Origin of the sequence: Hymenobacter crusticola, from assembly GCF_002154225.1 — a bacterium.
Lineage (GTDB): Bacteria > Bacteroidota > Bacteroidia > Cytophagales > Hymenobacteraceae > Hymenobacter > Hymenobacter crusticola.
This window is the reverse complement of the sequence record NZ_MTSE01000006.1, coordinates 147,545-174,506: the sequence shown is the minus strand read 5'-3', so window position 1 is coordinate 174,506 and position 26,962 is coordinate 147,545. Positions and strand designations below refer to the sequence as shown.

Here is a 26,962-nt window from a genome sequence, read left to right as displayed (position 1 = left end):
GTGTACGAAATACCTTTTCACGATCAGCCGCTCCATAACCTCACCTTCCTGATAACGGGTGGTGCTGGTTTTATTGGTTCTAACTTAGTAGAATATCTGTTGAAGTACGGAGCTGGTACGGTGCGCGTGTTGGATAACTACTCTAACGGCTTTCACAAAAACCTCCGCCTATTTGCTGATCATCCGGCGCTGGAAGTGATTGAAGGAGATATTCGGGATGCAGAAGTGTGCCGCGCTGCCTGTCAGGGTGCGCACGTAGTGCTACACCAAGCAGCCCTAGGTTCGGTGCCACGCTCCATCAATGACCCCATCACGAGCAACGATGTGAACGTGGGTGGCTTTGTGAATATGCTAGTAGCAGCTAAGGGAGCGAACATAAAGCGCTTCGTGTATGCTGCTTCGTCGTCAACGTACGGCGACAGCAAAGCCTTGCCTAAGGTAGAAGACCGCATAGGGAAGCCACTCTCGCCGTATGCGGTTACCAAGTACGCTAATGAACTATACGCGGACGTATTCGGCAAAACGTATGGGATGGAAATCATTGGCTTGCGCTACTTCAACATCTTCGGACCTCGCCAAGATCCAAATGGGGCCTATGCCGCTGTTATTCCGCTATTTATCGACGCAGTTTTACAAGGTCGGCCACCACGCATGAACGGTGACGGCGGACAGACACGGGATTTTACTTTTGTGGAAAACTGCGTGCAGGCCAATATCAAAGCCGCGCTGACGACAAATCCGGAGGCAGTCAACCAAGTGTACAATATTGCGGTGGCCGATCGGACGTCGCTAAATGACCTCTTCAATATCTTGAAGGAAGAGGCAGGCTCCGACCTCACGCCCGAATACGGTCCTGACCGGGCCGGCGACATCCGCGACTCACTAGCTGACATCAGCAAAGCGCAACGGCTGCTTGGGTATGATCCTCAGATTCGCATTCGAGAAGGTTTACAAAAAACATTAGCTTGGTTTAAAGATAACCAGGCGTTCATTCGCGAAAGTAACTAGACACTGATAGTGGAGTAGCTAGGTCGCTGCTACGTCATCGTGTTATTACATTACGATGATCATCTGACAACTAGTTAGTTGACAATTTAATCCTCCCCCATGAAAGGCATTATCCTAGCTGGTGGCTCCGGCACGCGCTTGCATCCACTCACGCTGGCTGTCAGCAAACAACTGATGCCGGTATACGATAAGCCAATGATTTATTACCCGCTATCCATTTTGATGATGGCGGGCATTCGTGAGATTTTGATTATTACAACTCCTCACGATCAAGCACAATTTCAACGCCTACTCGGCGATGGCAAGAGCCTAGGTTGCGATTTTCAGTATGCTGTGCAGGCGACACCCAATGGCTTAGCGCAAGCCTTTGTGATTGGCGCCGATTTTATCGGCAGCGATAAAGTAGCACTCGTGCTCGGCGACAACATATTCTACGGCGAGGGGCTTGATCAGCTACTGCAAAGCAACAACAACCCAGACGGTGGCGTGGTATACGCCTACCACGTACATGATCCTGAGCGATACGGAGTTGTAGAGTTTGATCAAAACAAAAAGGCTCTCAGCATCGAAGAAAAACCTAAGCAGCCGAAGAGCAACTACGCCGTGCCCGGCCTTTACTTCTATGATAATGAAGTAATTGACATAGCGAAAAACCTACAGCCTAGCCCGCGTGGGGAGTACGAAATCACAGATGTGAACCAAGAGTACTTGCGCCGGGGAAAGCTAAAAGTAGGTATCCTAGGTCGCGGTACAGCTTGGCTCGATACTGGCACGTTCGAATCGTTAATGCAAGCTTCGGAATTCGTACGCGTTATTGAGCACCGCCAAGGTTTGAAGGTGGGCTCTATCGAAGAAGTAGCGTACCGCCAGGGCTTCATTACGGCGGCGCAACTGCGCAAAATTGCGGAGCCGCTGCGTAAGAGTGGTTACGGCGATTACTTAATGGGTCTGCCAGGAACACTGTTGCTTGAAGAATAAGCCAGCCTCCTCGATACAAAACAAAACGCCGTCGTTCCAGAGAACGACGGCGTTTTGTTTTATGCGACGTAGCCGCTAAAAAAGCTAGCTAACCTATTTACCAAATCATCCCTGCTAGTAAGCCAGTCCCAACGATAACATAAGAAGGAACTTTCTCCCACAGCAACAATAGAAATGTGATGGCTACCAAGAGTAGGTTAAGGGGCGTGTCGGGCAACGGGTGATAAAGCAGGAAAGTAGCCGCGCACACCAAGCCAGCCGACACAGCATTGATACCTTCCAAGGAAGCCTTCACGACCCGGTACTGCTTAAGTCGGTCCCAGAAACGAATTAGAAAGAAAATGAGCAGCGTACCAGGCATAAAAATACCCGCGGCCCCAACCAATGCCCCGAGCAGCTGTCCGCCCACGCCGGTACCGGCCCGCCGCATAGCCAAGGATCCTACGTAAGAGGCAAAGGAGAAATTAGGGCCGGGCAGCGCTTGCACCAAACCTAGCCCCGAAAGGAACTCCTGCGGTGACAGGTACTTCTTAGCTTCAACGAATTCAGTGAATAGCAAGGGCGCCAAGACTTGTCCACCGCCAAAAACAAGGCTTCCGTTGCGATAAAAATTCTCAAACAACCGCACCGGCAGCAAGTGCGTGTAAGAGCCCAGCAACGCGGCTACGATAAGTACTCCGAGCCACAAAACGAAGTTGGACCATTCTACCTGAAGAGGTAGCTTATCCGTCTGCACGGGCATTTTGCGAAACCGAAACGTGGTAATTAGGCCTCCCGTGAGTAGGAGCAGCGGTAAGATCCACGGCAATTGGAAGGTATAAGCGAGTAGCGCCGACCCAACCATAATGCCCACCGAGGTTTTGGTGTGAATTACCTTTTCTGACACCCGGTAGGCCGAGTAGGCCACAAAGCCCACGGCAATGGGCTGCACGTATTGTACCAGGCGGGCTACCTGATCTTTGTCGAGGTAGCTCATGGTAAGCCCCGCCATCGTCATAATAGTCACAGCGGGCAGCATCCAAACCAGCAGCGTCAGATAGGCTAGGTTGGGGCCTCCAAGGCGAAAGCCAATAGCAGTAACCGTTTGGGTGGAAGTGGGACCTGGCAGAATCTGGCACAGAGCCGTTATTTCTAGGAGCTCAGCGGCCGTTAGGTAACGGCGCTTTGCCACCAGCAGCCGTAGCATCATTGCCATATGCGCCTGGGGGCCACCAAAAGCCGTTAAGCCGAGCGTAGCCACGTCCTTCAAGAAAATAATGCCGCGTACCCGTTTGGTGCGGGCGCCACTACGGCGCGGCGGCGGGGCTAGCTTGATTTCTTCCACAGGTGACTAGGGCCGGCTATTGGTTGCTAGATGTGCATTGTAAACTGTGAAAAGCATGCAGTGAGCTTAAAAAAAGTTGCCAGTGAGTCAGGTAGATAACTGCTCACTGGCAACAAACAAGGCTAACAAGACGCTTATTTCTTTTTCAACCCTAGCTCGATGAGGCGCTCATTCAGAAACTCACCAGCCGTCACGTCGGGCTGCTGCTTGGGGTTGTCTGGCGTGATGCAGTTTTCCAGCGCCGCAAGGCTCATCTCCGAGCGCGGATGCATGAAAAAGGGTACGGAATAGCGCGAAGAGTTCATCTTTTCGCGGGGCGGATTTACTACGCGGTGAATCGTGCTCTTCAGTACGCCGTTGGTCAGGCGCTGAAGCATGTCGCCCACGTTCACCACAATCTGGTCGGGTAGGGCGGTGATAGGAATCCACTTACCGTCGCGGCGTAGTACCTGCAAGCCATCGGCCGAAGCGCCCATCAGCAGGGTAATCAGGTTGATGTCGCCGTGTTCGGCCGCGCGTACGGCATCAGCAGGCACTGCATCCGGATTCTCAATGGGGAAGTAATGAATTTGGCGCAAGATGGAGTTGCCATTGCGCACTTTATCATCGAAGTAGTTTTCGGGGAGCTGCAAATACAACGCGATGGCACGCAGCACATCTGTGCCGGCCGCTTCTAGCGTTTTGTACGCTTCTGTCGTGCTTTGCTGAAAGCTAGGTACCTCTGCTGGCCAAATATTGTCGGGGTACTCGCTAGCAACTGGGTCGGTGGGGTCGTCTACTACTTGGCCCACATGGTAGAATTCCTTTAGGTCACCGGTGTTGCGGCCTTTCGCGTGCTCCTTGCCTTTGCCCACATAGCCCCGCTGACCCGCCAGTGCCGGGTTCTCGTAGCGGAGCTTCTGCTCATCGGGTAAGGAGAAGAAAGCCTGCACATCAGTATATAGGCGCTTGGTTTGTTCGTCGCTTAAACCATGGTTCTTAAGAGCTACAAACCCAATGCTTTGGTAGGCTTCACCGAGTTGCTGCACAAACCGGTTTTTGCGCTCCGGGTCGCCGGAACGGAAGTCAGCTAAATCAAGCGACGGAATTTCTTCCAACAATGCTGATTCCATAGAGGGAAAACTATATTCTTTTGGAGATTCTTACGTTTGTGCAAGGTACTTAAAAAATCACTTGTTACCTTGCCCCCAGGTCTTGCTAGATGGGCGGTCCGGAGGCCGATAGTTTAATCCATTCCACTCTTTTTATGAAAGTATCTACTTTACTGCTAGGTAGCGCCTTATTTGTAGCAATAAGTGCTTGTGACACAGCCAAACAGCAAAAGGAATCGAGTGCCCAGTCTACCGCCGAAGCGGTAACAACGGCGAATGCAGCGAGCATGGAGAAGAATGGCATCCGGCTTACTCCCTTCAATGACTCTCCCAAGTATCCGGAGTCGCAGCTACGGGTCGTTGCTCCCGTCGTTGGCTCCGTGGCGCCAAGTGGCGCTGTTGCTTTCGACTATGATTTGAGCAACTTTCAGCTTACAAAAATGACCGGCGGAATGCACGCCGGCGATATGGCTAATTCGGCCAAAGGCCAGCACATCCACAACATCGTGGACAACGAGCCTTACACGGCGCATTATACTACAGAGTTTACCAAAAATATTCCCGACGGGCAGCACGTAGTATTGTCGTTCCTGTCGCGCTCTTACCACGAGAGCCTGAAGCACCGCGGCGCCTACGATTTGCGCGTTATTACTGTCGGAAACGCTCCAGCTACTCCGCTCACTTTTGATACGAAGGCGCCAAACCTGTTTTACAGCCGTCCAAAAGATGTGTATTCTGGCAACGACACCAAGAAGGTAATGCTGGATTTTTACCTGGTAAACACTAATCTTTCGCCTGAGGGGAACAAAGTACGCGCCACTATCAATGGCACCGAGTTCGTGCTTGAGCAGTGGGCGCCCTACATGATGGAAGGTCTACCGATGGGACAAAATACAGTGAAACTGGAATTGGTAGATGACCATGGCACGCTAATCCCGGGGCCTTATAATTCTGTAACTCGTACGTTCACCCTGCAACCATAAGTGCAGCAACAATTTATTCATAAAAAAGGCCCGTATACTGTTGAGTATACGGGCCTTTTTTGCTTAGTCATAGCACCGTTTGTATGCCCAAAGCTGGCAAAAATGCCGGTTTTATTGTCGTAGCAAGCTAACATGTATAAGAAATACTCTTACAGACGGCTAGCTCAGCTTGTTACTATATGTATTAGACTAGATATACGATGACTTTTGGCCCGGCTTTCGCGGAGCACCGAAACTTCACTAGCCTTTAAAATGTCTCTGACTTTCAGGCCTAGTGCTAAGCCTCCCATGTGGTGCCAAGATTTGGTTCAGTAACTATGAATAGTCGTACGCTTCTTTTACTAATAGGTATTGTGGTGGGAGTTGGTCGGAGCGCATCAGCGCAACGAGCCATCTGGGCAAGCAAAATAGTAGATGTGTCATCGCAGAAGGCAGAGGGCAAAGAAGCCTTTTCGCCAGAAAAGGTGCTAGGAGAACCCAATGCTCAACCACTCGGCCAGGTGAGCAACGAAGCATGGATACCGCGTAAAGAAGGCGCAAACGAATTTATCGAAGTGCGGTTCGGCAGGTCGATGCTAGCACGGCAGGTGACGATTGTGGAAAACTTCAATCCGGGCTCTGTCACTAAGATTGAATTAGTCGACACCCGGGGCGAACGGCACCAAGTGTACGAAAACAAGAACCCGGGCCCATTGCCGGAGCTTTTTCGCTCGCTGCAAGTCACGTTTGAGGCCGCTGCCTACCGCACAATTGGGGTGGTAGTAACGATGAACACAGCCAAAGTCAACGGCGTCAACCAAATTGATGCTATCGGTATGGCCGACGTGGTAGACACAATGGTGAAACAGGATTTTAAGTCGGAGCCCAACCCGGCCAGCTACGACTCTTCCATGTTTAACCTAGGGCCGAACGTGAACACGCGGTACGTGGATACGCACCCAGTGATTTCGCCAGATGGCCGTAGCTTATTTTTTGCGCGCCAAGGCAGCCCGCAGAACATTGGCGGCGCTAAAGACCCGCAGGACGTGTGGTACGCCACCATTGCCAACCCCAAAACGAAGGCGTGGAATCCAGCTAAAAATATCGGTGGGCCCATCAATACGCCGGGCCCCAATGGTCTAGCTTCGGTGTCGTCGGATGGGAATACGGCTCTGCTTATCAACGTGTATCGACCTGATGGCTCAATGGAGCCGAAAGGCGCCAGTCTCACCCGCCGCAGTCAAGTTGGGTGGAGCGCGCCAGTGAAGGTAGAGATTGAAGATTTCTACAATGATGATCCAGAGAACGTAGACTACTTTCTGGCTACTTCCGGCAAAGTGCTGCTAATGGCTGTGCAGCGCAAAGACAGCCAAGGCGGGCAAGATGTCTACGTAAGCTTCCTGAAGGAAGACGGAAAAAGCTGGGGGAAGCCGCGCAACCTAGGAGCAGATATCAACACCAAAAAGCCAGAGTTCGCCCCCTTCTTAGCCGCCGACGGGAAGACGCTCTATTTTGCTTCAGAGGGCCACGGCGGCTACGGCAAGAGTGATATTTTCTACAGCAAGCGCCTGGATGAAAGCTGGACCAAGTGGACTAAGCCGCGCAACCTAGGTCCGAACGTGAACTCGCCGGACTTCGACGCCTACTATACCATTTCGGCTGCGGGCGAAGATGCATACTTGGTGTCTTCGCGCAACGGCACCGACAACTCCCGGGACATTTTCCGCATCAACCTAGCTTCCCAGTTTAAGCCTGAGGTCGTAACGTTGGTAAAAGGGCGAGTGCTGGACGCCGCGACTAAAAAGCCAGTGGCCGCTAAGATTCGCTACGAAAACCTGCTGACTGGTGAGGAAATAGGAGTGGCAGATACCAACCCGGTAGATGGCTCGTACACTATTGTGCTGCCTTCGGGTGCACATTACGGGTACCGGGCCGAAGCGGCCAACTACTTGTCGGAAAGCGACAACCTCGACGTGACAGATCGGGAGAAGTATTCAGAAGTAAACCAAGACCTGTACTTGGTGCCGTTTCAAGTGGGGCAGCTGATTAAGCTCAACAACATCTTTTTTGCGCAGAGTAAGTTCTTCTTGCGCGAAAACTCTTACCCTGAGTTGCAGCGCCTGATCCGGATTCTGAAAGAGTATTCAACCGTCGAGATTAAGTTGGAGGGCCACACCGATAACCAAGGCGACCCGGCCCTGAACGTGAAGCTCAGCCAAGACCGCGTAAACGAGGTGAAGAAGTACCTTGTGCAACACGGCATCAGCAGCAACCGCATCACGACAGAAGGCTTCGGTGGGAGCAAGCCGATTGCCAGCAACGAACAAGAGGAGAGCCGCAAACTCAACCGGCGGGTAGAATTCCGGATTACAAAAAAGTAAACAGTACTTACTCCAAATACATAAAAAAAGCCTCGCTAGACTACCTAGCGAGGCTTTTTTGTGTGAAATACAGACTGCGCTAGCTAGGCTTATTTTGGCCACCGGGGTTGGCAATGGAGTCGCGCATGTCGGTGTCGGATTGGATGTTGCGCATTTTGTAGTAGTCCATAATACCTAGGTTGCCGGAGCGAAAGGCCTCAGCCATGGCTTTGGGAATTTCGGCTTCGGCGTCGACGACGCGGGCTTTTGCTTCCTGGGTCTTAGCGCGGTTCTCTTGTTCGACGGCCACAGCCATGGCGCGGCGCTCCTCGGCTTTAGCTTCAGCTACCTTTAAGTCGGCGGTAGCTTGGTCGATTTGAAGTTTGGCCCCGATGTTTTCGCCAATGTCAATATCGGCAATATCAATGGACAGAATCTCAAAGGCGGTGCCAGCATCTAGGCCCTTGCTGAGTACCAACTTCGAGATTTTATCCGGGTTTTCGAGCACTTCCTTGTGGGAGCGCGACGAACCGATACTCGTTACAATGCCTTCGCCGACGCGCGCTAGAATGGTTTCTTCCCCTGCGCCACCGACGAGTTGGGCAATGTTGGCGCGCACCGTAACCCGAGCCTTGGCAATGAGCTGAATCCCGTCTTGGGCGACAGCCGCTACGTTGGGCGTGTTGATTACCTTAGGGTTAACGGAAGTCGTGACGGCCTCGAATACGTCGCGGCCTGCTAAGTCGATAGCCGTGGCTTGCTTAAAGGATAGCGGAATGTTGGCTTTGTCGGCCGAAATCAGCGCTTTAATAACGCTAGGTACATTGCCCCCGGCTAGGTAGTGCGTTTCTAGGTCATTCGAAGTTAGCTCCAGTCCCGCTTTCGTAGAAGTAATCAAAGAGTTAACGATGAGTGTGGGCGACACTTTCCGTACGCGCATCAGCACGAGCTGAAATAAGCTCACACGCACGCCGGAGAAGATGGCCGTAATCCAGAGACTTATCGGGAAGAAGTACAGAAAGACAAGCAGCACAACGGCTGCAATGACTATAGGCAAGAAAGGTATTTGCATAAGCTGTTGAGTCTAACGATTAACGGTAGCAAGTACGATCTTTTACCGCAGCTTTCGGTAGCTCGGCCGTATAACTTCACCGCTCACAGCATGATACCTGCAAGCTAGCCAGCTTGCTCCACCACAATGCGGTTGTGCTCGATGCCGAGTACGCGCACCGTAGTGCCAACGGGCAAAAACTCACCGCGAGTGACTACTTCGCGCCGGTCGTCGAGGAACAGGGCGGTGCCGGCAGGGCGCAAAGCGGAAAGGGCGCGGCCCGTAACGCCGGGCTGCACATCGGGTTGGCGCACGTCGCGCACGCGGGCGTAGTTCACGTCCGTTAGGGCCATTTTGGCTAGGTTCTTCGGCCGCAGCCCGATGTACAAGATCACACTGACCAGCACCACGGATACGCCCAGCGCCACGTGCCCAGCTGTCGTGCCTAGGTCGCGGTAACCCAACCAGATACCAGCAGTCAGCAGGACGAAGCCGACCAAGCCCACCAGGGTAGTGCCAGGAATAAACACCACTTCGGCTACCACAAACAGCAAACCGAATAGTAAAAGAGCCGCAATGCTTAGCCAATCCATCGGAGAAGGGTAAAAGAGAGGAATACTCTGGAATATACGCAGAAAATAGCTAGGCGTCCACGCAGGCAAGGTCGGGATTTCCTACTTTGCTCTTCCAACAAGCTGTTTGCGAACGTGGCCGTCGAATTTGCTCACCATCAACCCTTTAATCGTGCGGACAAGCTAGCCTTGCTGGCTACTTTATTGCGCCGCATACCCTACTTAACCGAGGCAGATATTGCTGCGTGCTTGCCGCTCTGGACGAAGGCCGTAACGCTGAAACGCAATGATTTTCTCATTCGGGCCGGACAAGTAGAACATCATCTGTACTTTGTGGCCAGCGGCGCCATGCGCATCTATCTGCCCGATGCCTCGGAAGAAATCTGCGTAGGGTTTGCATACGGAACTAGCCTGATTTGCTCGTTCCCATCGTTTGTAGAAAATCGACCTTCCGACTATTGCATTCAGGCGCTGAAAAAGACGGAGCTACTGGCCGTAAGCCGCGCCGACTTTCTGGTTTTGCTCGACAGCAACGCCAACTTTGCGCGGTTCTGGCGCATGGAGCTAGAACGCGTACTAGTGGGGCGCATCGAACGCGAAATTGACCTGCTGCTGCCCGAGCCTGAACGTCGCCTACAGCGGCTGCTGGCGCGCAGTCCGCACCTCTTCCAGCTCATCCCGAAAAAGTACATTGCCTCGTACCTGCGCATGACCCCCGAGACGCTAAGCCGGCTGCGGTAAATCTTGAGGCTAATCAAGGTTTCGGAATCTGGTATCCACAACCTTTGTCAAAAACAAAGCAACGCTATGGATACCACCACTTTCCTTGTGCAACTACAAGCCGCCGTGCGCCGCTTGCAAGCCGCCGTCGAAACAGAGCTAGCTTCGCTCGACGACTTTGCCCTTAATTTCAAACCTACCTCCGAGCAATGGAGCGTGCTCGAGTGTTTAGAGCACCTGAACCGCTACAGTCGCTACTACAATCCGGCCCTTGGCAAGGCCGTGCAGCAAGTAGCTAGCGCGACGCAGAGCACGCTGGTGCGCTACAGTTGGCTAGGTCGAAAATCTATCACGATGATGCAGCCAGGCAACGGCAAGCAATATAAAACCGTGAAACACATGAACCCCGCCGGTAGCGCCCTCAGTCGCGAAGTACTGGCCGAATTTTTAGCGCACCAAACCCAGCTGCTAGTGTTGCTCACCGACGCGCAGAAAACCGACCTCAATAAGAAGGCCGTGCCGGTCGAGTTCTTCCGTTTGCTAAAGCTAGGTGTCGGAGAAGCCTTGGAATTTGTGGTGCGCCACCAGGAGCGACACGTACAGCAAGCCCTGCGCACCAAGCAGCAAGCCGTTCGCGCCAGCTTGGCGTTGGTTGTGTGAGCATCGGCTAGGCTTATTGGCAGCAAAAAGCTGGCCTCTGCGTATAAGCAGCCACGATGAAACAACGTGATGTAACTGACTCGCACAAGACCACCTGGACCTGCGTGCAAGCGTATGCCGGCGTAGAGGAAAAGGTGGCCGATAAAGCCGCTAAACTAGCCGAGACCGACGACGGCTCAGTGCCTGTAGTATGCACACCCACTGGCGGCGCCCAAACCGTGCGACTGGAATTGAAAAGTGATTGGTACGACGACCTCTCCGACGAAGAACTGCTGACGGCTATTGCAGCGGCGCAATAAGGTAGGCAGCAGAAAAAGCTAGGCTGGCTCTTGCTGCAACACTGCGCGTTCTTTCCGGTTGAACCAGAGATACATCGGTACGCCAGTAAGCATCAGCACGAGGCCAATGGCTGCTTCCCGTGGGCGAGCAAAGGTGGTGTTGATAACCAAGGCGATACAAAACAAAATCATGATGGCGGGCACGATGGGGTACCCCCATACCTTATAGGGGCGTGGAGCGTCGGGCATACGCTTGCGCAGAATAAAGACGCCAAGTGTAGTAGCGCCATAGTAGATAAAGACGGCAAAGATGATCATGTCCGTCAGTTGATCGAACGTGCCGGAGAGCACCAGCAAGCAAGACCACACGCCTTGAAAAAGCAACGAGTTGGCCGGTACGCGCGCTTCGTTTAGCTCGGCGGCTTTGGAAAAGAACAGGCCTTCGCGGGCCATGGCAAAATAAGGCCGACAGCCGGATAGGATGGAAGCATTGGTACAGCCTAGGGTTGTAACCAGAATGAGCACCGAGATAAACAGCGCGCCGTTTGTGCCCCAAAAGCTCCGGACAGCCTCAATGGCGGTTATCTGATTGCCGGTTTTGTAGATCTGCTCCAGCTGGGGAATAGACAGGAGCGACAGATAGGTAGTATTGACCAGCAGGTACAGGGCAATGATGATAAATACCCCGACTGCAATGCCGCGCGGAATATTGCGCTTGGCATCCTTCACTTCGCCCCCGATATACCCAATAGATGCCCAGCCCTGGTACGCCCAGAACGCCGACAGCATGCCCGTAAAAATGCTGCTTAGTGTGACGCTGTGCCCCGGATCAGTGGTCTGGGTCGATACGACGCTGCCTAGGCTCTTGGGGCTGTGCGCCAAACCGAACGCCACAATGACAAAAATGCCTATAAAGACCAGCGCTAGAATGGCCGTGCTCACACTCGCGCTGGTCTTAATGCCTTTTGTATTGAGCCAAGTAAGCAGCGTAATGAGCAGAATGGCAGTGAGCTTTACATTGAAATCGGCAAAAGGGTAAAACACACCGGCGAGGTTAAAATCAGCCAGGGAAGTCAGGACGGGCGGTAAGGACACAATGCTGGCCAACGACTGCGCGAAGACATAGGCCAACGAAGCAATAGTGGCCGTCTGGATGACCGTGAATAACGACCAGCCAAAAATGAAGGCAAAAAAGCGGTTGTAAATCTTCCGGAAATAAGCGTAGTCGCCGCCGGTATCGGCCAAAAGCCCGGCTACTTCGGCGTTGCTCAGCGCCCCAAACAAGGTAATAATGCCCCCGAGTACCCAACAAATCAAAATCCAGCCCGACGAGTGCAGCTCCGCGGCCATGGGCGCAACTTTCTTGTACACGCCCGAGCCGAGAATGTTACCAATCACGACTACAATCACGAGGCGCAACCCAAGTGCACGATTAAGCTGAGGAGCACTCATCCCGTCAAGCTGATTTTGGTGAGGTATAGAATAGAATACTAGCGCACCAGAAAATCTAGCTAGGTCCTGGTTCGGACAAAGTAGGGATTATTTCTAACAGCAACGCCCCTGAGTTACTCAGGGGCGTTGCTGTATCGTGAATTTCATAGTCCGCGTTCGTAGGTAGTTCAGGCGCAGGCTACAACAAAGGTCGCATTGTTTGCCTAGTAGGCCCGGGCGAAGTAAACGCGGCGAGAGCTGGGTTTGCCCGTCAGGATGCACGTGCCTTCTTCGTCGGGTTCGTTGAGGGCAATGCACCGGATGGTTGCCTTGGTTTCGTCTTTGATGCGCTCTTCGGTTTCGGAGGTGCCATCCCAGTGCGCCACCACAAAGCCGCCTTTCGTATCGAGCACCTGCTTGAACTCGTCGTAGGTGTCGACGCGCGTGGTGTGCTCTTCGCGGTAGGCAAGGGCCTTGCGGTAGATGTTGGCTTGCATGTCGGTGAGCAGCTGATCGATGCTGTTCACGATATCGGCCAGCGGCAGGTTCATCTTCTCTTTGGTGTCACGGCGCGCTACTTCGACGGTGCCGTTGTCTAGGTCGCGGGCCCCAACTGCTAGACGCACTGGTACGCCCTTCATTTCCCACTCGGCAAACTTGTAGCCAGGACGCTCCGTGTCGCGGTCGTCTACCTTCACGCTGATGCCGCGTTCAATCAACCCCATCTGGATCGGGCGGATACGCTCCAGCAGCTCATCGAGCTGGCCCGTTTTGTAGATTGGCACGATGACCACCTGAATAGGAGCTAGCTTGGGTGGCAGCACTAAGCCTTCGTCGTCGGAGTGCGCCATGACGAGGGCACCCATCAGGCGGGTGCTCACGCCCCAGCTTGTACCCCACACATGCTCTAGCTGGCCTTCTTTCGTCTGAAACTGCACGTCGAACGCTTTGGCAAAATTCTGCCCTAGGAAGTGCGAGGTACCGGCTTGCAGCGCCTTACCATCCTGCATCATGCCTTCGATGCAATAGGTTTCCAGAGCACCCGCAAAACGCTCGTTTTCTGTCTTCACACCGCGCACTACCGGCAGGGCTAGGTGCTCTTCGGCAAACTCGGCGTACACGTTTAGCATTTGCCGGGTTTCGGCTAGCGCTTCCTCGGCAGTGGCGTGGGCTGTATGTCCTTCTTGCCACAAGAACTCAGCCGTACGCAGGAACAGGCGCGTGCGCATTTCCCAGCGCACCACGTTAGCCCATTGGTTGATGAGAAGTGGTAGGTCGCGGTAGCTCTGAATCCAGTTTTTGTAGGTGCTCCAGATGATGGCTTCTGAGGTCGGCCGTACAATCAACTCTTCCTCTAGCTTCGCGTTAGGATCAACGCGTAGCTTGCCTGGATTATCGGGGTCTGTTTGGAGCCGATAGTGGGTTACGACGGCGCATTCTTTAGCAAAACCTTCGGCGTTTTTTTCCTCCGCTTCAAACAGGCTTTTGGGCACGAAAAGCGGAAAATAAGCGTTCTGATGACCTGTACGCTTAAACATGTCATCGAGCTGGCGTTGCATCTTCTCCCAGATGGCGTAGCCGTAGGGCTTAATGACCATGCAGCCGCGTACGGCGGAGTTTTCGGCTAGGCCAGCACGCTTTACTAATTCGTTGTACCACAAGGAGTAATCCTCGCTACGCTTAGGCAAACTTTTGCTCATGTTTTAGAGTATCTTTGAGTAGTCGAAGCGGTTCTTGTATCGGTACAAGATTTGATAGTAAAAAAGCACCGTTTCGGCGTAAATTTACGTTATTATCCCTGAGTAGCTTTCTTTTTAGAATTCAGACTACGGGACCTCATTCGTTCTCCATTATTTGGGTTTCTCTTTACGCGCAAGCAGCCATGAAAAATAAATTAACCACCCTAGTTCCCGCGGTAGCGCTGCTCGCCCTGAGTGGCTGCGCCAGTACCTCGGGCATAACCTCTACGGAGAACGACGGCGTCTATTATTCATCCAAGGATCGGACGACGCAAGTGGCCACGGCTTCTACCGCGACGGATGATCAATACGCCGTTCAAGGACAAGGCATTGACGAAGACACCAATCCTGAATATAGCGGCAATCAAAACAGCTCGTCGAGTGGCTCCTCGGAGTACTATGATGACAGCTATGCTTCGCGCCTAGGTCGCTTCAATAACTCTTCTTATAGCGGGCTGAGCTATTACAGCCCCGTGTACACCGATCCTTACTTCGTAGGCGGTGGCTACGGCAGCGCGTTTTCTCCTTACTATGGCTTAGGCACTGGCTACGGCGGATTTTACGATCCGTTCTACAGCTCATTCTATAGCCCCTTCGGTTACGGCTTTGGCGGCTCTTATCTGAGCCTCGGCCTAGGCTTCGGTAATTACGGAGGGTACCGTCCTTATGGCCTCGGCTACGGAGGCTTCTATGATAGCTTTTACAACCCGTACTACGGCGGCCTGTACGGTGGCGGTTACTACGGGCTAGGTTCTGGTTACGCCTACGGCAACTCCGGTTATTGGGGGGGCAATGGTGACTATGGTCGCCGCAACGTACGCTATGCTCCGCGGGTAGATCGTGCCCGTGAGGCAGTTTCAGCTAGCCAACCTATTGGTGGTGGGGGCCGTGGCGGTCGTTACGTGAGCCAAGGTGGCCTAACAGCTTCGCCAAATACCAGCGGCATCGTAGCACCTAACACCAGCGTGGTAGGCAATGCTGGGCCTAGCGTTGCTCCGGCACGTGCACGCGGCCGGATAACGGAGCCAGGCACTTATCAGTCGCAGCAAACCAATGGGTTAGCTGCTCCCAATAACAATTACAACCTCAACGAGCGCGTGATGAGCGAGACCGAGCGGGGCGCCCGTGAAGGTCGGTTGAGCCGCCGCACGATAGATCCTAGCACACAGTCGACAGAACAGCCACGCCTCGATTACTCAGGCCGCGGACGTCGGGAGCAGATGGTTGATAACACGAACGCTGCTGGTTCAACCACGCCACAAGATTATCAGCAGGCACAGCGCCGGAGCCGCATTAGCGAGGTATTCCGTAACAGTGAAGTGAGCAACCAAAACCAATCGACTCCACAGCGTACTTACGAGTCGCGGACCTATTCGCAGCCAACGCGCACGTACTCGGAGCCAACGCGTACCTACTCAGAACCAGCGCGTGTGTCGTCGCCTGCGCCTTCATTTGGGGGCTCTAGTGGCGGCGGTGGCAACTTCGGCGGTGGAGGTGGTGGCGGCGGTGGCCGTGGCCGCATCCGGTAGATACTACCAACTGCCGAGCAGCGTTATCTCAGGTGAACGACCATCAGATAGTGGTCACCTTCTAACTCTATGAAAAACAAACAATACTGGCTTGGCTTAGCTCTTATGGGCTGGGCCAGCCACGCTTTTGCCCAAACCGAAGACGACGCCTTGCGTTATTCGCGGTTGCAATTTGGGGGACCAGCTCGTACGCAAGCTATTGGTGGCTCTAGCGTAGCAGTGGGGGCTGACCTAGGTAGCTTGATAACCAACCCGGCTGGGCTAGGCCTATATCAAAAGTCAGAAATTTCCTTTTCACCAGGCTATAGTATCACGAGCAGTAGTAGCACCGGCACCGGCTCTAAAACAGACGCTTCACGCAATAACCTGCATGTTGCGAGCTTTGGGGCTGCTTTTACTAATCGCAAGCCCGACAACGATGATAGTGACTGGCGCAGTGGCACTTTTGCTGTCGGAATAAACCGGGTAAATAATTTCAACACCTCTTTCCGGTACGCAGGAAGTGTAGACGACCAACGCTCCCTCTTCCAGCGTTTTCGCGAGCAGCGGGTCGACAGCACGCAGATTTATAAAGAAGACGATAATCAGAGCTACGAAACGCTGGATGGCTTAGCCTATGGTGCGTTGCTGACGAATGTCGACCCACGCACTGGTCGCACGTACACGCCTACATTACTAGAGCGCCAAGGTGCCATCAACCAGAGCGAAACGGTTATCACTAAGGGGGCGCAGACGCAGTATGATTTTGGTTACGGTGCTAACTACCGCGATAAACTATACCTAGGTATAGGGCTAGGTATTATAAACACGCGCTACAACGAATCCCGTAACTACCAGGAGTCGGACAATGATGTGACCAATTACTTCGGTAGCTTGTCACTAGTTGATCAGTACCAAACGCGAGGCACGGGCTTCAACCTGCGAGTGGGGGCTATCTATCGGGTAACCGATATGGTGCGGCTTGGCGCTTCCGTTCAGACGCCAACGTTCATGCGCTTAACAGATGACTACAGCACGACGCTTACGTCCAACTACAGCCCAGCTGTTCCCCTCGGGGGCGGACAAACAACGACAGGTGCTACGGTAAACACGCAGCCGAGTTCCTATACTTACCAGCTTACCACGCCATTTCGGGCATCAGGTGGTGTGGCAGTTACTATTGGTAAGTACGGTTTCCTGTCGGGAGATGTAGAGTATCTGAATTACAGCCAAGCGAAGTTCAGCGACGACAACAGCGACAATTTCAGCTCGACGCCTGCTTATGGCTACGATGTTGAAAACCAAGCTATCAAGTCATTATACCGCTCAACAGTCAACTTTCGTGTTGGTGGAGAAGCTCGCCTCGACGTGTTTCGGCTACGACTGGGGTATGCTCGCTACGGCGACCCATTCCAATCCAGTGACTTCGACCGTACCCAGAATTACATCACTGGTGGCGTAGGTTTGCGGCAGAACAACTTCTTCCTCGACTTAACTGGTGTATACAATACCAACGACCGTTTCTACAGCCCCTATACCTTGAATAGTGGTGCGCAGCCAGTAATTGCGGTGAATACCAACCGCTTTACTACCACGGCTACAGTCGGCTTCACTTTTTAGCGGAAGTGTTAACAACAAAAAAGGCGACCTAGCTAGGTCGCCTTTTTTGTTGGGTTATCATGGAGAAGTTGCCAGTAGCTAGTCCTGCTTCCTTAAGAGTAAGCTTTAGCCGGTAGCGTTGTTGCGCGAGCAGGCCTGCTGGGTTTAATGGTTTTGTGCCGCCGGCCCCACCACACTAAGAAACCAGTGACGGGTAAGCTGGCCGAAATCAAACTGGCTAGGAAAGCTACGATTTTGCCACCTAGCCCCAAGATCTGGCCCGTATGAATATCATAGTTAGCGTCGTTCAGCTTGGTGCCGTTGCTTTTGCTGGCGTGAAACTGCTGCTTCAGTAGCTGGCCCGAAACGGGGTGGAAGCTGAACTCGTCGCGGTAGTAATAATGCAGAGCCCGTTGGTAGGTCCAGCAGCCTACGGGGTCTTTGTCGGTACCGCGAGGAGCAATAAGGATCATTGCGTTTTGGGGCGAAAGGCGGCGTGCGGTGCGGTAAATCACATCGGCTAGGGGCTGAGTAGAAGCCGTAACCGTTTGCAGCGTGTCGATCTTCGGAATGGCTTTCTCCTGCGGGTACTGTCGACCACCATTTGCCACAAACTCTACCGACTCAAGCATCCAAGGAAACACCATGAACAGGCCCGTGAGGGCTAGTACCAACGCAACGCTGGCGGCATAAAAGCCTAGCACGTTGTGCAAATCGTAGTTGACGCGGCGCCACCGGGCACCCCACTTGATGGTGAAGCGCTGCTTACGCTCCTGCTTGCGCTTGGGCCACCACAGCACCACCCCCGTACCTAGCATCACCACAAAAATTAGGACGGAACCACTTACCACCCATTTGGCGAAGGGCTCGGGCAGCAGCAAGGTCATGTGAATTTCCTGCACAATGCTGAAAAAGTGGGTGCTTAGGTTTTGCTCGTGTAGCACTTTGCCAGTGTACGGGTTCAGGTACACCTGCATGGGGTTGCCAGCTTTATCCGTGAAAAACACCGTGGCCGAACGTTCGGGCCCGAAGTAAGTTACCCACGTATCCTGAGCCGCTATGCCGGGATGCGGCGCCAACGCTGCCTTCTGCAAGCGCGAAGGCAATACCGGCGCTGTCGTTTGCGCTGCCACTTTGCGCCAAGGCTCCGTCAGGTCGCGGATTTCGTCCTGAAAGGTGAAGATGGCGCCGGTGAGGCTGACAATAAACACCACTAGCCCGGACGCGAGGCCGAGCCAGAGGTGTAGTTTGCCAACGAGCTGCTTAGCCGTCATAGGCGGAGAGTTAGAGTTAGAACTTATAGCTCACGCTGCCTACGATGCTGCGTAGCTTTTGCGCGTTGAAGGTGGTGTAACCGATCCAATAATGTTTGTCGGTGAGATTATCCACTTTCACAGCAAAGCGATAATGCGGCAGATCGTAAAAGGCACTGGCATTGAGTACCGTGTAGCTAGGTAGCGTAAAGACGCCCTGTGAAACGCTGTTGAGAATCTTGTTGTCGCTGGCATAGTTACCCCCAAAACCTACCCCTAGCCCTTGGAGAGTACCAGTGGGCTGGCGGTAGCTAACCCAGGCGTTAGCCAAGTAAGGTGACGACGCCGTATTGGGGCGACGACCGTTTACATCCTCGTTGGTATCCACAAACTTAGAATAGTTGTAGGCAAAACCACCCACCACGTTTAGTCCTGTAAGCGGGTTGGCTGTCAGGTTTAGCTCGGCGCCGCGGCTCCATTGGGTGCCGTCCTGGGCACCGATACTAATGCCGCCTACGGTACCTAGGTTACGTAGAATGTTCTGTACCCGGATGTCGTAGTAGCTTACTGTGGCACTTACTCGGCCGCCAGCTGCGTCGAGCTTTACACCACCTTCAATTTGGTTGGCATGCTCCGGTTTGAGCGCGAAAGACCGGCCTTCGGGTGTTTGGTAGCTGCCGTTTTGGTTATTGAAGCTATTCTGATAATTCGCAAACAGTGATACCCGATCTTTTATCGGCTGGTACACCAGACCGAACTTTGGCGAAACGGCTGTTTGGGCGTAAGCCGGTACGGGTGAGTACAAGATGCCCCCCTTGTTGTCGTAGCGGTCGACGCGCACGGCAGCCAACACGCTAAGCTTTTCAGTGAGGTTAAGCACATCCGATACGAAGGCGCTATACGTATTAATTTTCGTTGTAACCAGGTAATGTGGAGGCGCTTGGGCCGCGTAAGCTGCATCAACGGCAGCACCGTTGAAGGTGCGGTAGTCGTAGCCCGGCACGTTGAGAGGCGCCGTGTCGAAGGTGCCACCGAAGAAGTCAACGTTGGAGTCGATCCGCAGGAAATCCAGGCCTAGCACTACGCGGTTGCGGAGGCTACCTAGCTTGAAGTCGCCGTTGAACAGCTGCTGCACCTCATACGTTTGGCGGCGGCTGTTTTGCGTTGATTGGTCGGCTCGAAGCAGATTATTTACGCCTGGCGTGGTAAAGGTGCTGTCGTTACGAAGTGCAATATCCGATATCAGGTAGAAGTAGGGCCCTTTGCCTTCCGAGTAACTACGGCTGGAGCTGAGGTAAGTAGTAGAGGTAAAGCTAGGGGAGATGCGGTAGCGAACCTGCCCAAACAAGTTGGTGCTGCGGGAGTCCTGCGTTAGCCCCGGTCCTTGGTACGACTGGCGATAATCGAGCGGAGCTTGGTCAGCCCGCGAAAAGCCGAAGTTATCAACTTTATCGCCGTAATATAGGTATATGAGCTGCTTGCCTACATTCGTGCCGCGGTACACTTCCGCATCCAGATTGATGGTCAGGCGTTCCGTAGGTTGAAATTGCAGGCTTGGTGCAATAGCTAGGTTCTTTACGAAGCCTGCGTACCCCGCATTCTGGAAGCTATCTTCGTAATTGTAAGCCGCGTTTAAGCGGAAAGCTAGCGTCTTAGCTGTGTTAAGAGGAGTGTTCACATCAGCACTTACCCGGTGAAAGCCATAGCTGCCAGCCGACACAGCTACTTCACCCCCGAAGGTTTCGTAGGGTTTCTTCGTTACACGGTTCAGCAAGCCACCGTAAGAGGTTAGGGCACTGCCATAGAGCGTAGCCGAGGGGCCCTTAATGACTTCGAGCTTCTCTAGATTGGCCGCATCAACGGTGCTAGTAACGCTACCAACTACGCCGTTGCGCAGCTGACTCGACACGACAAAGCCGCGGCTAGCATAGAAGGAACCACCATCGCCGCTGCGCCCCGTCGGCTCCCACATTTTTTGCAGGCCCGGTGCATTGCGTGTGGCGTCATCCACCGAAAACACCAGCTGCTCAGCCAATAGCTCCTTGCCCACGGTCGCATACACCTGCGGGTTTTCGAGGTTGTTGAGCTGCATTTTGCCCACGTATTCCGATTGCTTGCGAGCAAATTTGTTTGTTTGCTGGCCTTCCACTACCACCTCGTCCAGCTGCTCGTTGCTCTGCTCCAACGTAAAATCCTTGGTTACGGCTTCGTTGGCTCTTACCTCTACTCGGTGTTGCTGCGTTTTGTAGCCCACCATGCTCACTCCTAGCGTGTACGTTCCTGGCTTTAGTTGAGTGAGTTGGTAGTTGCCGTTGGCATCTGTGTTGCTGCCGATAGTAGTGCCCTTCAGCCCAATCGACACACCCATTACGGGTTGGCCAGCGGCATTGATACGACCTTGGATAGTACTAGTTTGTGCACTGGCAGACCATGCTATCAGGCACCCTAGTACCGTGAGCAAAAATGTAGACGGCTTGCCTAGCCGCTTAAGAGTAAGAACGTACATGTGTGTTGCAATGAGTTTCGTACTGCAAAACTCATATGCAAACCGCAAGAATCCTAAACTTATTTAGACTAATTAAAAACAATAGCTGTCACTTTTGTCCTTATAGATATACTCGCTTACCAACAAGACTTTCCTAAACCTAGGTAATATGGTGCCAGACGGAGCTACTACTGAACCGTAGTCTTCGACACCCGAATCTGCAAGAGCACAGTTGGGACTGCCGTGGAAAGAATATCCTGCACGTAAATTAGGCCAATCCGTTGGTCACCCATAGTAGTGCGGAACGCAATAACCTTTTCTTCGCCAATAGAAGGAAGATAAGAGGTCGAAGCAGACCCATCGTTGAAGGCATCTCGCAACGCTACATTTGTCGTGGCATTGTTGAAGTCGCGAAGGGTGAGCCCGGTCATACGCAGTTCCGTCCTGTTCTTGGTAGGCCAGGCCGAGGTCCCAGCCTTGCTCATTGCTTCAGCCGTTGCGTTGGGGGCAGCTAGGCCGAAAGCATTGTTGGGGCCCGGTACATACGCCAGATCAATAAGCTGCTGGAAAACAGGATTAGTAGCTGCGTAGCCGGTAAGAGCTAGCCCATTCGTTGCGTCTAGAAAACTGCGGCGAGCCCGAAGATGAGACTGTGGTGCTTGCAATAACGTGCTATAGTTATGGATGACGGCTGCCGAATCGGTACGGCGCATCGATAGCCGATACTGCCGAGTAGCCTCTTTATTATCTGCATCAATTATTTTAAACAGCCAGGTTTCACGCCCAGAGGTAGTACGGCTAGTGAAATCATGTCGGAAAACGAAAGCATTGGTATTGTCGGCCAACGTAGAGTCCAGATAAATGCAAGAGTCTTTAGGCGCAGCAGGCGATAAGGCACCGAGAGGATACAAAGACGGGGCTAGGCCGGGTTCGTAAACGACGGTAACAACAAGCCGGCGTAAAGCACTATACTTCTTGTCATCAGTAGTATCCCTGTCACGATTATCGGCATACAAGAAGCTACTTACCGTATCGCCGGGCGTAGTCAAGACCCGGCTAGAACTAGTAAAGCGGGTACTGCCCACAAAGTCGATGCGAGGACCCGACGTAACGCCAGGGTCACAGGCGGTAAGCACAAGTACCAATAAAGACGCAAGAAGCAAGAAGGAACGACGCATAGCGTGCAAAGGTCGGGGGAAGAAAGCGAAAGTAGAAGCCGGCTGGCGCAATGAAGTGAGCTAGGTAAACTACCCGCATTCGCTCACAGACCAACGCACACTGTTACGTCCTGTACTTCAACGGGCGCAAGCCGTCGAAATTTTCCTCACCGCCTATTTTCTTGACCTGTTACCGCTCTGGCTAGCTTCCTTACTTCGTGCCCATACTGGTGAGTCTCTTGCAAGTAGTATACATAGCTAGGTGCAGCTTACCAGATAAGGTATAAATAGCACTTAAGTAATTATAAATCAATAGCTATGTGGAAGTATAAGCTAGCTTCCCGACGAGAACACGCTTATACGATAGGTAGGTGTAAAGGTTAAGAGTAGAGGAAGTAATTTATCGGCGAACGTGTGAAATGACAATTTAACCTGTGAATAAGGCTATTTGTCGAACGGATATTGTACAATCAGAGAAATTGTGTAGTTTTCGATACGATAACCTCTGGCTCAGCGATTTATCGGCCCTCTCCCGACGTCAACTGCTTATTACCTTTCTTCTGCATGGTTAAAAGCTTACTCTGGTTTTTTTTATTCAGTGTTGTTTTAGGGTTTGGGTGGGGAGAGGTAGCGCATGCACAATCAAGCGGCGCCAAACAAAAAAATGCTGCTTTCTATATCGTGGCGCATCAAGACGATTGGCAACTCTTTATGGGTAGCCATGCCTATGATGATATTCAACGCCCGAAGACCAAAGTAATCATCATCTGTCTCACCGCTGGCCAGGCAAATGAGCCAGGCGATGCTTACTGGCAAAGTCGCGAAGTTGGTTGCCGTGCCTCTATTCAAGCCGCCGCAGATCTTTCCACTCAGATGGGACCTGATTCTCTGTTTGGCGAAGAGACGGTCAACACGCACCTAGTACACACCTTTCGGCATAAGAATGTAGTAGCGTACTTCTTGCGCTTACCAGATGGTGGGTTCAACGGGAAAGGATTCGCGCGTGGAAATTTTCAAAGCGTACGCCAGTTCAAAAACGGGAAAGGTGGGCCATTAACAAGCATCGATAAAACGGCTTCTTATGCTACTTGGGAGGATTTAACTGAAACGGTTCATCGGATTGTTCAACGCGAAAGTGCCGGCACGAAGTGCACCTGGGTGCATACGCCAGATCCTAATGAAACATACAATCCCGATGACCATCCTGACCACCGGATGGCTGGGGTAATAGCGCGCATTGCAACGGCTGATCAAGATTGTCGGCAGCTGTTGTACGTTGAGTATGCTTCGAGCAAAAAGCCAGAAAACCTGTCGGCCGATGAAAAAGCGCATCAGAGTCTGTTGTTTGCTGCTTATTGCAAAGGCCAAGTACGAGCTGGGCAAGTTACAGAATGGAACGAGGCGCACTTGAAATGGCTAGGTAGACAATATTTCCGCATGCGCCACAATGCTGACCCAACTACCAAGAAGCCAGAAGTCGTTGCGTATGTCGCAGATTCCACTGCGCTTACCTCTGCCAATATTTCGCTGAATGCCAACTACCCAAACCCCTTTTCGCTTTCGAGTACTGTCGGCTACACACTGCCTAAGGCGGCTTTTGTAACGTTGCAGATATTTAGTATGCAAGGCCTATTGCTCAAAACCATGGTGCAAGCCACGCAGAGCGTTGGTTACCATGAGGTATGGCTAAACGCCGATCAATTTCCTGCAGCCGGACAGTATATTTGTCGCCTACAGGTAGGTCAGGAACATCGCTACCGTCGAATAGAAGTCGCCCGGTAGCTTGGTTTACAGTTAAGTAGATTTAGTTATCGAAGCTGTTTTGGTAACTAAATCTACTTTTATGCTTATGCCCTTTCGCCAGAACAAAGCATTCTGGCTCGTGACAATTGCTATGTTGTTACAAGTCGGGCTGGTACTACGTGCTTTTGGGCCCTTGCTTTTGCATCCGGGCCAGTACATGCTCAGTGCCGCTTACGACGGGGCTAAAAACGCCTTTACATTTCAAGCCTACTTACAACAGCCGTTTGCGCGCGGCTTGTGGTGGTTCGGCGATATGAATTACCCTTTCGGCGATTACATCTTCTACACGGATAACACCCCTATTCTCGCCGTTTTCCTTAAGCTCTTCTCACATCATATCCATGATATAAGCGCTTATGCATTAGATATTTATCACTGTATCCTGATTGGCGGTATTTTTCTAAGTACAGCATTATTGTGTGTCTTGTTGCGTAGGATATTGCATTCTGCTGTGCTAGTTGTGGTATTCAGTGTAATGCTGCCTTGGCTCAATCCGCAAACAGAGCGCTTGCTTATTGGGCACTTCAATTTGTCTTTTAGCTGGGTACTGCTGCTCGCTATTTGGGGGCTATGGCAACTATACGAGCGTGAGCACGAAGGGCGTCCGATTGCTGGCGTAGTAGCTGTCGTAACCACGGGGCTTACAGTAGCCGCTTTTATTCACTTATACTACTTGCCCATTGTTGGGCTTTGCATCGGGGCGTTCTTTGTTTTGTGGTTGGCCTCGCAAAAGATTTGGTACCGGTGGCGGTTGCTTGTTGCTGGGGCTGTACTAACGCTAGTGCCTCTGCTAATTAGCTTCACTGTTGTTCGGCTGATTGATGGCTACTATACGTTGCGACGCGCCGACATGGGGTTTTATGAAGTGCCTTCCCTAATGTTTCAGTTCTCGGCGCTTTTCAAACCATATTCTTACGAGAAGACCCACTTTATCATTGAGCCGGTTCAACCTGTTGCCTACGAGTCGTACGGATACCTAGGTGCCTTTGCCCTGATGAGCCTTGTTGTCGCCTTGGTAGTTGCTTGCTTTAAGCGTAAGGCGTGGCTAACGGTGTGGCAGGCATGGAAGCAAACGGTTGTATTTCGCTTTGTGCTGCTGTTGAGCATTGCTGGCTTTTTAGGAGTACTCGCTGCAGTCGGCACCAATTACCAAATCGTACCCGGGCAATTTGTGGTGTATAACTACTTGAGTGTGTTCTTTTACTTAAGCAAAATCACGCACATGGTAGCCCATTTTCGAGCCTTTGCCCGGTTCAACTGGCCTTTTTTCTGGGCGGTCAACCTAGGCGTGCTAGCTGGGCTGGACTACTGGCTACGTACGAGCCAGCAAAGGTGGCGGTGGCTGTTAGCAGTAGGATTGGTTGTGCTTGCGTACATCGATACAAGAGATACACTGAAGCATTATCGCAAATCTCTTGTGCCTAATATCCTGACCAGCGCGAAGAACCAGCCGATTGTCAGCGAGCTAATTGCTAAGCTAGATCCAACCGTTTATCAAGCTATTTTGCCTATTCCTTATTTTCACGTAGGAAGTGAAGCGCCTGGGTTGGTGATCGAAGATGACGACCGACAGGCTATCCAAGCCTTTCAGCTCTCATTGCGAACGCACTTGCCCTTGTTGGCTAGTAAAATGTCGCGTACTCCTCCCGCGCAGGTACGGGCTCTGTTGAGTATGTTTCGGGCAAACAGGGTAGCGCCCGCACTGCGAGCGAAGCTAAGCAGAAAGCCAATTCTGGTTATGGTTGACCAAGGGTTCTACAATGGCAGCAAACGTTGGGTCACAACGCAGCAAGACCCTGCTGCACAAGGCATTTTTAAGGCAGGCGCTCGGTTTATACGGGAAAAGCACTTGAAATTATTAGCTCAAGCCGGCACCCTTCAGCTGTATCGGTGGGACCTAGATTAAGTGGTAAGTACTTGCGTTTTTGCCGCTGATTATTACTCCCATCTTTCGTTTAGCTACAGCATCCGCCGGCGCAAAATTTTCAAAAAGCTAGCTCCTTCCGTGAGTAAAATGCGGGAGTTAAGCTTCGAGAAAACAACACCAGGCTTCAAGCTAACCAACACCGGCTCAACCCGCACGTGCGGTTGGCGTGAAGCCAAAAACAAGAATTCTAAATCGAAAAGGTAGCGGTCGGTAGTCGTTTGCAGGAATACGGCCCGGCCGGTAGCGTTAAAGCCTTTGAGCCCACACTGTGTGTCGCTGACGGGCAGATGCAACAAATTGCGCGTCAGCCCGCGCAATAGGTGCGATATCCGGCGTCGAGTGGCTGGCACGTGCTGATAATATGCCTCATCGCGCACACCTACGGCTAGGTCGCACCCGCCCGCTCGCAGCGTGGCGTATAAGCTAGCGATACTGCGCTCCTCGTACGGAAAGTCAATGTCCGTAAATAAGCATATGGGTTCCTGGACATGCTCTACACCCATGCGCAAGGCATAGCCTTTGCCGCGGTTAGCGGAGTAAGTGAGATAGGTAAAGTGCGGTACCTCTTGCTCAAGTAGCATTACCTCGGCCGGGTCTACGTTGCGAGTAGAGCCATCGTTTACCAGATACAAATGGATAAGAGTATCCGGCGGCAGAAGTGTGTACAATCGGGACAGACTCTCCAGGATGTTATTGGCCCACCCAGGTAGGGGGTTGAAGCAGGGCAGCACTAGCGCTAGCGCGGGAGCAGCAGTCATGGAGGCAAATAGGGTGGGCAACCTCAGTACGGATGAGCAAAGCGGGCGGGGCAAGCAAAGCTTAATTACGTACTTCTTCTAGCCCTCTCAAATGGCCATAATCAGAAGTTTGCCGCAATGCCAGCGCAAGTTGCACAGGAATAATGGTTTTGAGGAGCTTGCTATAAGCTGAACAGCGAGAAATATACTGCTGGGGATGCGGCATTTGCTACATACACTGCTGAAGGTGTGGTTTGAAAGCAATGAGTAACGTAGATCGAATAGATTGACTCACCTGCTGGCAAGGTATTTTGCTGAT

At 52.5% G+C, this 26,962-nt stretch carries 21 protein-coding genes; 11 read left to right on the top strand and 10 right to left on the bottom strand.

The features are described from left to right. Both BXP70_RS13660 and rfbA read left to right on the top strand, forming a co-directional pair. A complete protein-coding gene (locus BXP70_RS13660; protein ID WP_086594659.1) occupies nt 1-1,008 on the top strand; it encodes an SDR family oxidoreductase in 1,008 nt (335 codons plus the stop codon). 99 nt (nt 1,009-1,107) lie between these two features. Next, nucleotides 1,108-1,986, top strand: a complete 879-nt coding sequence (rfbA, locus tag BXP70_RS13655) for a glucose-1-phosphate thymidylyltransferase RfbA (protein ID WP_086594658.1) — start codon at nt 1,108-1,110, stop codon at nt 1,984-1,986. 97 nt (nt 1,987-2,083) lie between these two features. Here the strand turns inward: rfbA and chrA are convergent, their stop codons facing one another. Together chrA and BXP70_RS13645 are read right to left on the bottom strand one after the other, a co-directional pair. Beyond that, the gene (gene chrA / locus BXP70_RS13650; protein ID WP_086594657.1) at nt 2,084-3,310 is read right to left on the bottom strand and encodes a chromate efflux transporter; all 1,227 of its coding nucleotides are present in this window, start codon (nt 3,308-3,310) and stop codon (nt 2,084-2,086) included. Between the two features lie 134 nt (nt 3,311-3,444). After that, nucleotides 3,445-4,422: an isopenicillin N synthase family dioxygenase gene (locus BXP70_RS13645; RefSeq protein WP_086594656.1), complete on the bottom strand. Its 978-nt coding sequence runs from the start codon at nt 4,420-4,422 to the stop codon at nt 3,445-3,447. A 134-nt stretch (nt 4,423-4,556) separates the two neighbouring features. Between BXP70_RS13645 and BXP70_RS13640 the strand changes: the two genes are divergently transcribed. Both BXP70_RS13640 and BXP70_RS13635 read left to right on the top strand, forming a co-directional pair. Beyond that, nucleotides 4,557-5,384: a hypothetical protein gene (locus BXP70_RS13640; protein WP_086594655.1), complete on the top strand. Its 828-nt coding sequence runs from the start codon at nt 4,557-4,559 to the stop codon at nt 5,382-5,384. Nucleotides 5,385-5,701: 317 nt separating this feature from the next. Next, nucleotides 5,702-7,744, top strand: a complete 2,043-nt coding sequence (locus tag BXP70_RS13635) for an OmpA family protein (protein ID WP_086594654.1) — start codon at nt 5,702-5,704, stop codon at nt 7,742-7,744. Between the two features lie 79 nt (nt 7,745-7,823). Here BXP70_RS13635 and floA read toward each other — a convergent pair whose 3' ends face one another. Continuing rightward, nucleotides 7,824-8,795: a flotillin-like protein FloA gene (gene floA, locus BXP70_RS13630; protein WP_086594653.1), complete on the bottom strand. Its 972-nt coding sequence runs from the start codon at nt 8,793-8,795 to the stop codon at nt 7,824-7,826. Nucleotides 8,796-8,899: 104 nt separating this feature from the next. Then, nucleotides 8,900-9,367, bottom strand: a complete 468-nt coding sequence (locus BXP70_RS13625) for an NfeD family protein (protein ID WP_086594652.1) — start codon at nt 9,365-9,367, stop codon at nt 8,900-8,902. 114 nt (nt 9,368-9,481) lie between these two features. On the opposite strand from BXP70_RS13625, the gene BXP70_RS13620 reads away from it, so the two are divergent. The 3 genes from BXP70_RS13620 (at nt 9,482) to BXP70_RS13610 (ending at nt 11,025) form a co-directional block, all read left to right on the top strand. Further along, on the top strand, nt 9,482-10,087 hold the full coding sequence (locus tag BXP70_RS13620) for a Crp/Fnr family transcriptional regulator (protein ID WP_179197691.1): 606 nt from the start codon (nt 9,482-9,484) through the stop codon (nt 10,085-10,087). Nucleotides 10,088-10,153: 66 nt separating this feature from the next. Continuing rightward, on the top strand, nt 10,154-10,726 hold the full coding sequence (locus BXP70_RS13615) for a DinB family protein (protein WP_086594650.1): 573 nt from the start codon (nt 10,154-10,156) through the stop codon (nt 10,724-10,726). A 56-nt stretch (nt 10,727-10,782) separates the two neighbouring features. Then, nucleotides 10,783-11,025, top strand: a complete 243-nt coding sequence (locus BXP70_RS13610) for a hypothetical protein (protein ID WP_086594649.1) — start codon at nt 10,783-10,785, stop codon at nt 11,023-11,025. Between the two features lie 18 nt (nt 11,026-11,043). Here BXP70_RS13610 and BXP70_RS13605 read toward each other — a convergent pair whose 3' ends face one another. Together BXP70_RS13605 and proS are read right to left on the bottom strand one after the other, a co-directional pair. After that, nucleotides 11,044-12,456 carry an APC family permease gene (locus tag BXP70_RS13605; protein WP_086594648.1) on the bottom strand — a complete coding sequence of 471 codons (1,413 nt, stop codon included), beginning with the start codon at nt 12,454-12,456 and terminating at the stop codon, nt 11,044-11,046. Between the two features lie 203 nt (nt 12,457-12,659). Continuing rightward, on the bottom strand, nt 12,660-14,135 hold the full coding sequence (gene proS, locus BXP70_RS13600) for a proline--tRNA ligase (RefSeq protein ID WP_086594647.1): 1,476 nt from the start codon (nt 14,133-14,135) through the stop codon (nt 12,660-12,662). 182 nt (nt 14,136-14,317) lie between these two features. On the opposite strand from proS, the gene BXP70_RS13595 reads away from it, so the two are divergent. Both BXP70_RS13595 and BXP70_RS13590 read left to right on the top strand, forming a co-directional pair. Next, nucleotides 14,318-15,703 carry a hypothetical protein gene (locus BXP70_RS13595; RefSeq protein WP_086594646.1) on the top strand — a complete coding sequence of 462 codons (1,386 nt, stop codon included), beginning with the start codon at nt 14,318-14,320 and terminating at the stop codon, nt 15,701-15,703. 69 nt (nt 15,704-15,772) lie between these two features. Continuing rightward, nucleotides 15,773-17,302, top strand: a complete 1,530-nt coding sequence (locus BXP70_RS13590; protein WP_086594645.1) for an OmpP1/FadL family transporter — start codon at nt 15,773-15,775, stop codon at nt 17,300-17,302. Nucleotides 17,303-17,394: 92 nt separating this feature from the next. Here the strand turns inward: BXP70_RS13590 and BXP70_RS13585 are convergent, their stop codons facing one another. The 3 genes from BXP70_RS13585 to BXP70_RS13575 form a co-directional block, all read right to left on the bottom strand. Next, on the bottom strand, nt 17,395-18,555 hold the full coding sequence (locus tag BXP70_RS13585) for a PepSY-associated TM helix domain-containing protein (RefSeq protein ID WP_086594644.1): 1,161 nt from the start codon (nt 18,553-18,555) through the stop codon (nt 17,395-17,397). Nucleotides 18,556-18,571: 16 nt separating this feature from the next. Further along, nucleotides 18,572-21,040: a TonB-dependent receptor gene (locus tag BXP70_RS13580; RefSeq protein WP_086594643.1), complete on the bottom strand. Its 2,469-nt coding sequence runs from the start codon at nt 21,038-21,040 to the stop codon at nt 18,572-18,574. Between the two features lie 167 nt (nt 21,041-21,207). Then, nucleotides 21,208-22,197: a hypothetical protein gene (locus tag BXP70_RS13575; RefSeq protein ID WP_143436498.1), complete on the bottom strand. Its 990-nt coding sequence runs from the start codon at nt 22,195-22,197 to the stop codon at nt 21,208-21,210. A gap of 543 nt (nt 22,198-22,740) precedes the next feature. Here BXP70_RS13575 and BXP70_RS13570 point away from each other — a divergent pair. Further along, nucleotides 22,741-23,958 carry a PIG-L family deacetylase gene (locus BXP70_RS13570; protein WP_086594641.1) on the top strand — a complete coding sequence of 406 codons (1,218 nt, stop codon included), beginning with the start codon at nt 22,741-22,743 and terminating at the stop codon, nt 23,956-23,958. Nucleotides 23,959-24,019: 61 nt separating this feature from the next. Further along, the gene (locus tag BXP70_RS13565) at nt 24,020-25,885 is read left to right on the top strand and encodes a hypothetical protein (protein WP_143436497.1); all 1,866 of its coding nucleotides are present in this window, start codon (nt 24,020-24,022) and stop codon (nt 25,883-25,885) included. 53 nt (nt 25,886-25,938) lie between these two features. Here BXP70_RS13565 and BXP70_RS13560 read toward each other — a convergent pair whose 3' ends face one another. Then, nucleotides 25,939-26,664, bottom strand: a complete 726-nt coding sequence (locus BXP70_RS13560; protein WP_086594639.1) for a glycosyltransferase family 2 protein — start codon at nt 26,662-26,664, stop codon at nt 25,939-25,941. Nucleotides 26,665-26,962 lie beyond the last annotated feature (298 nt).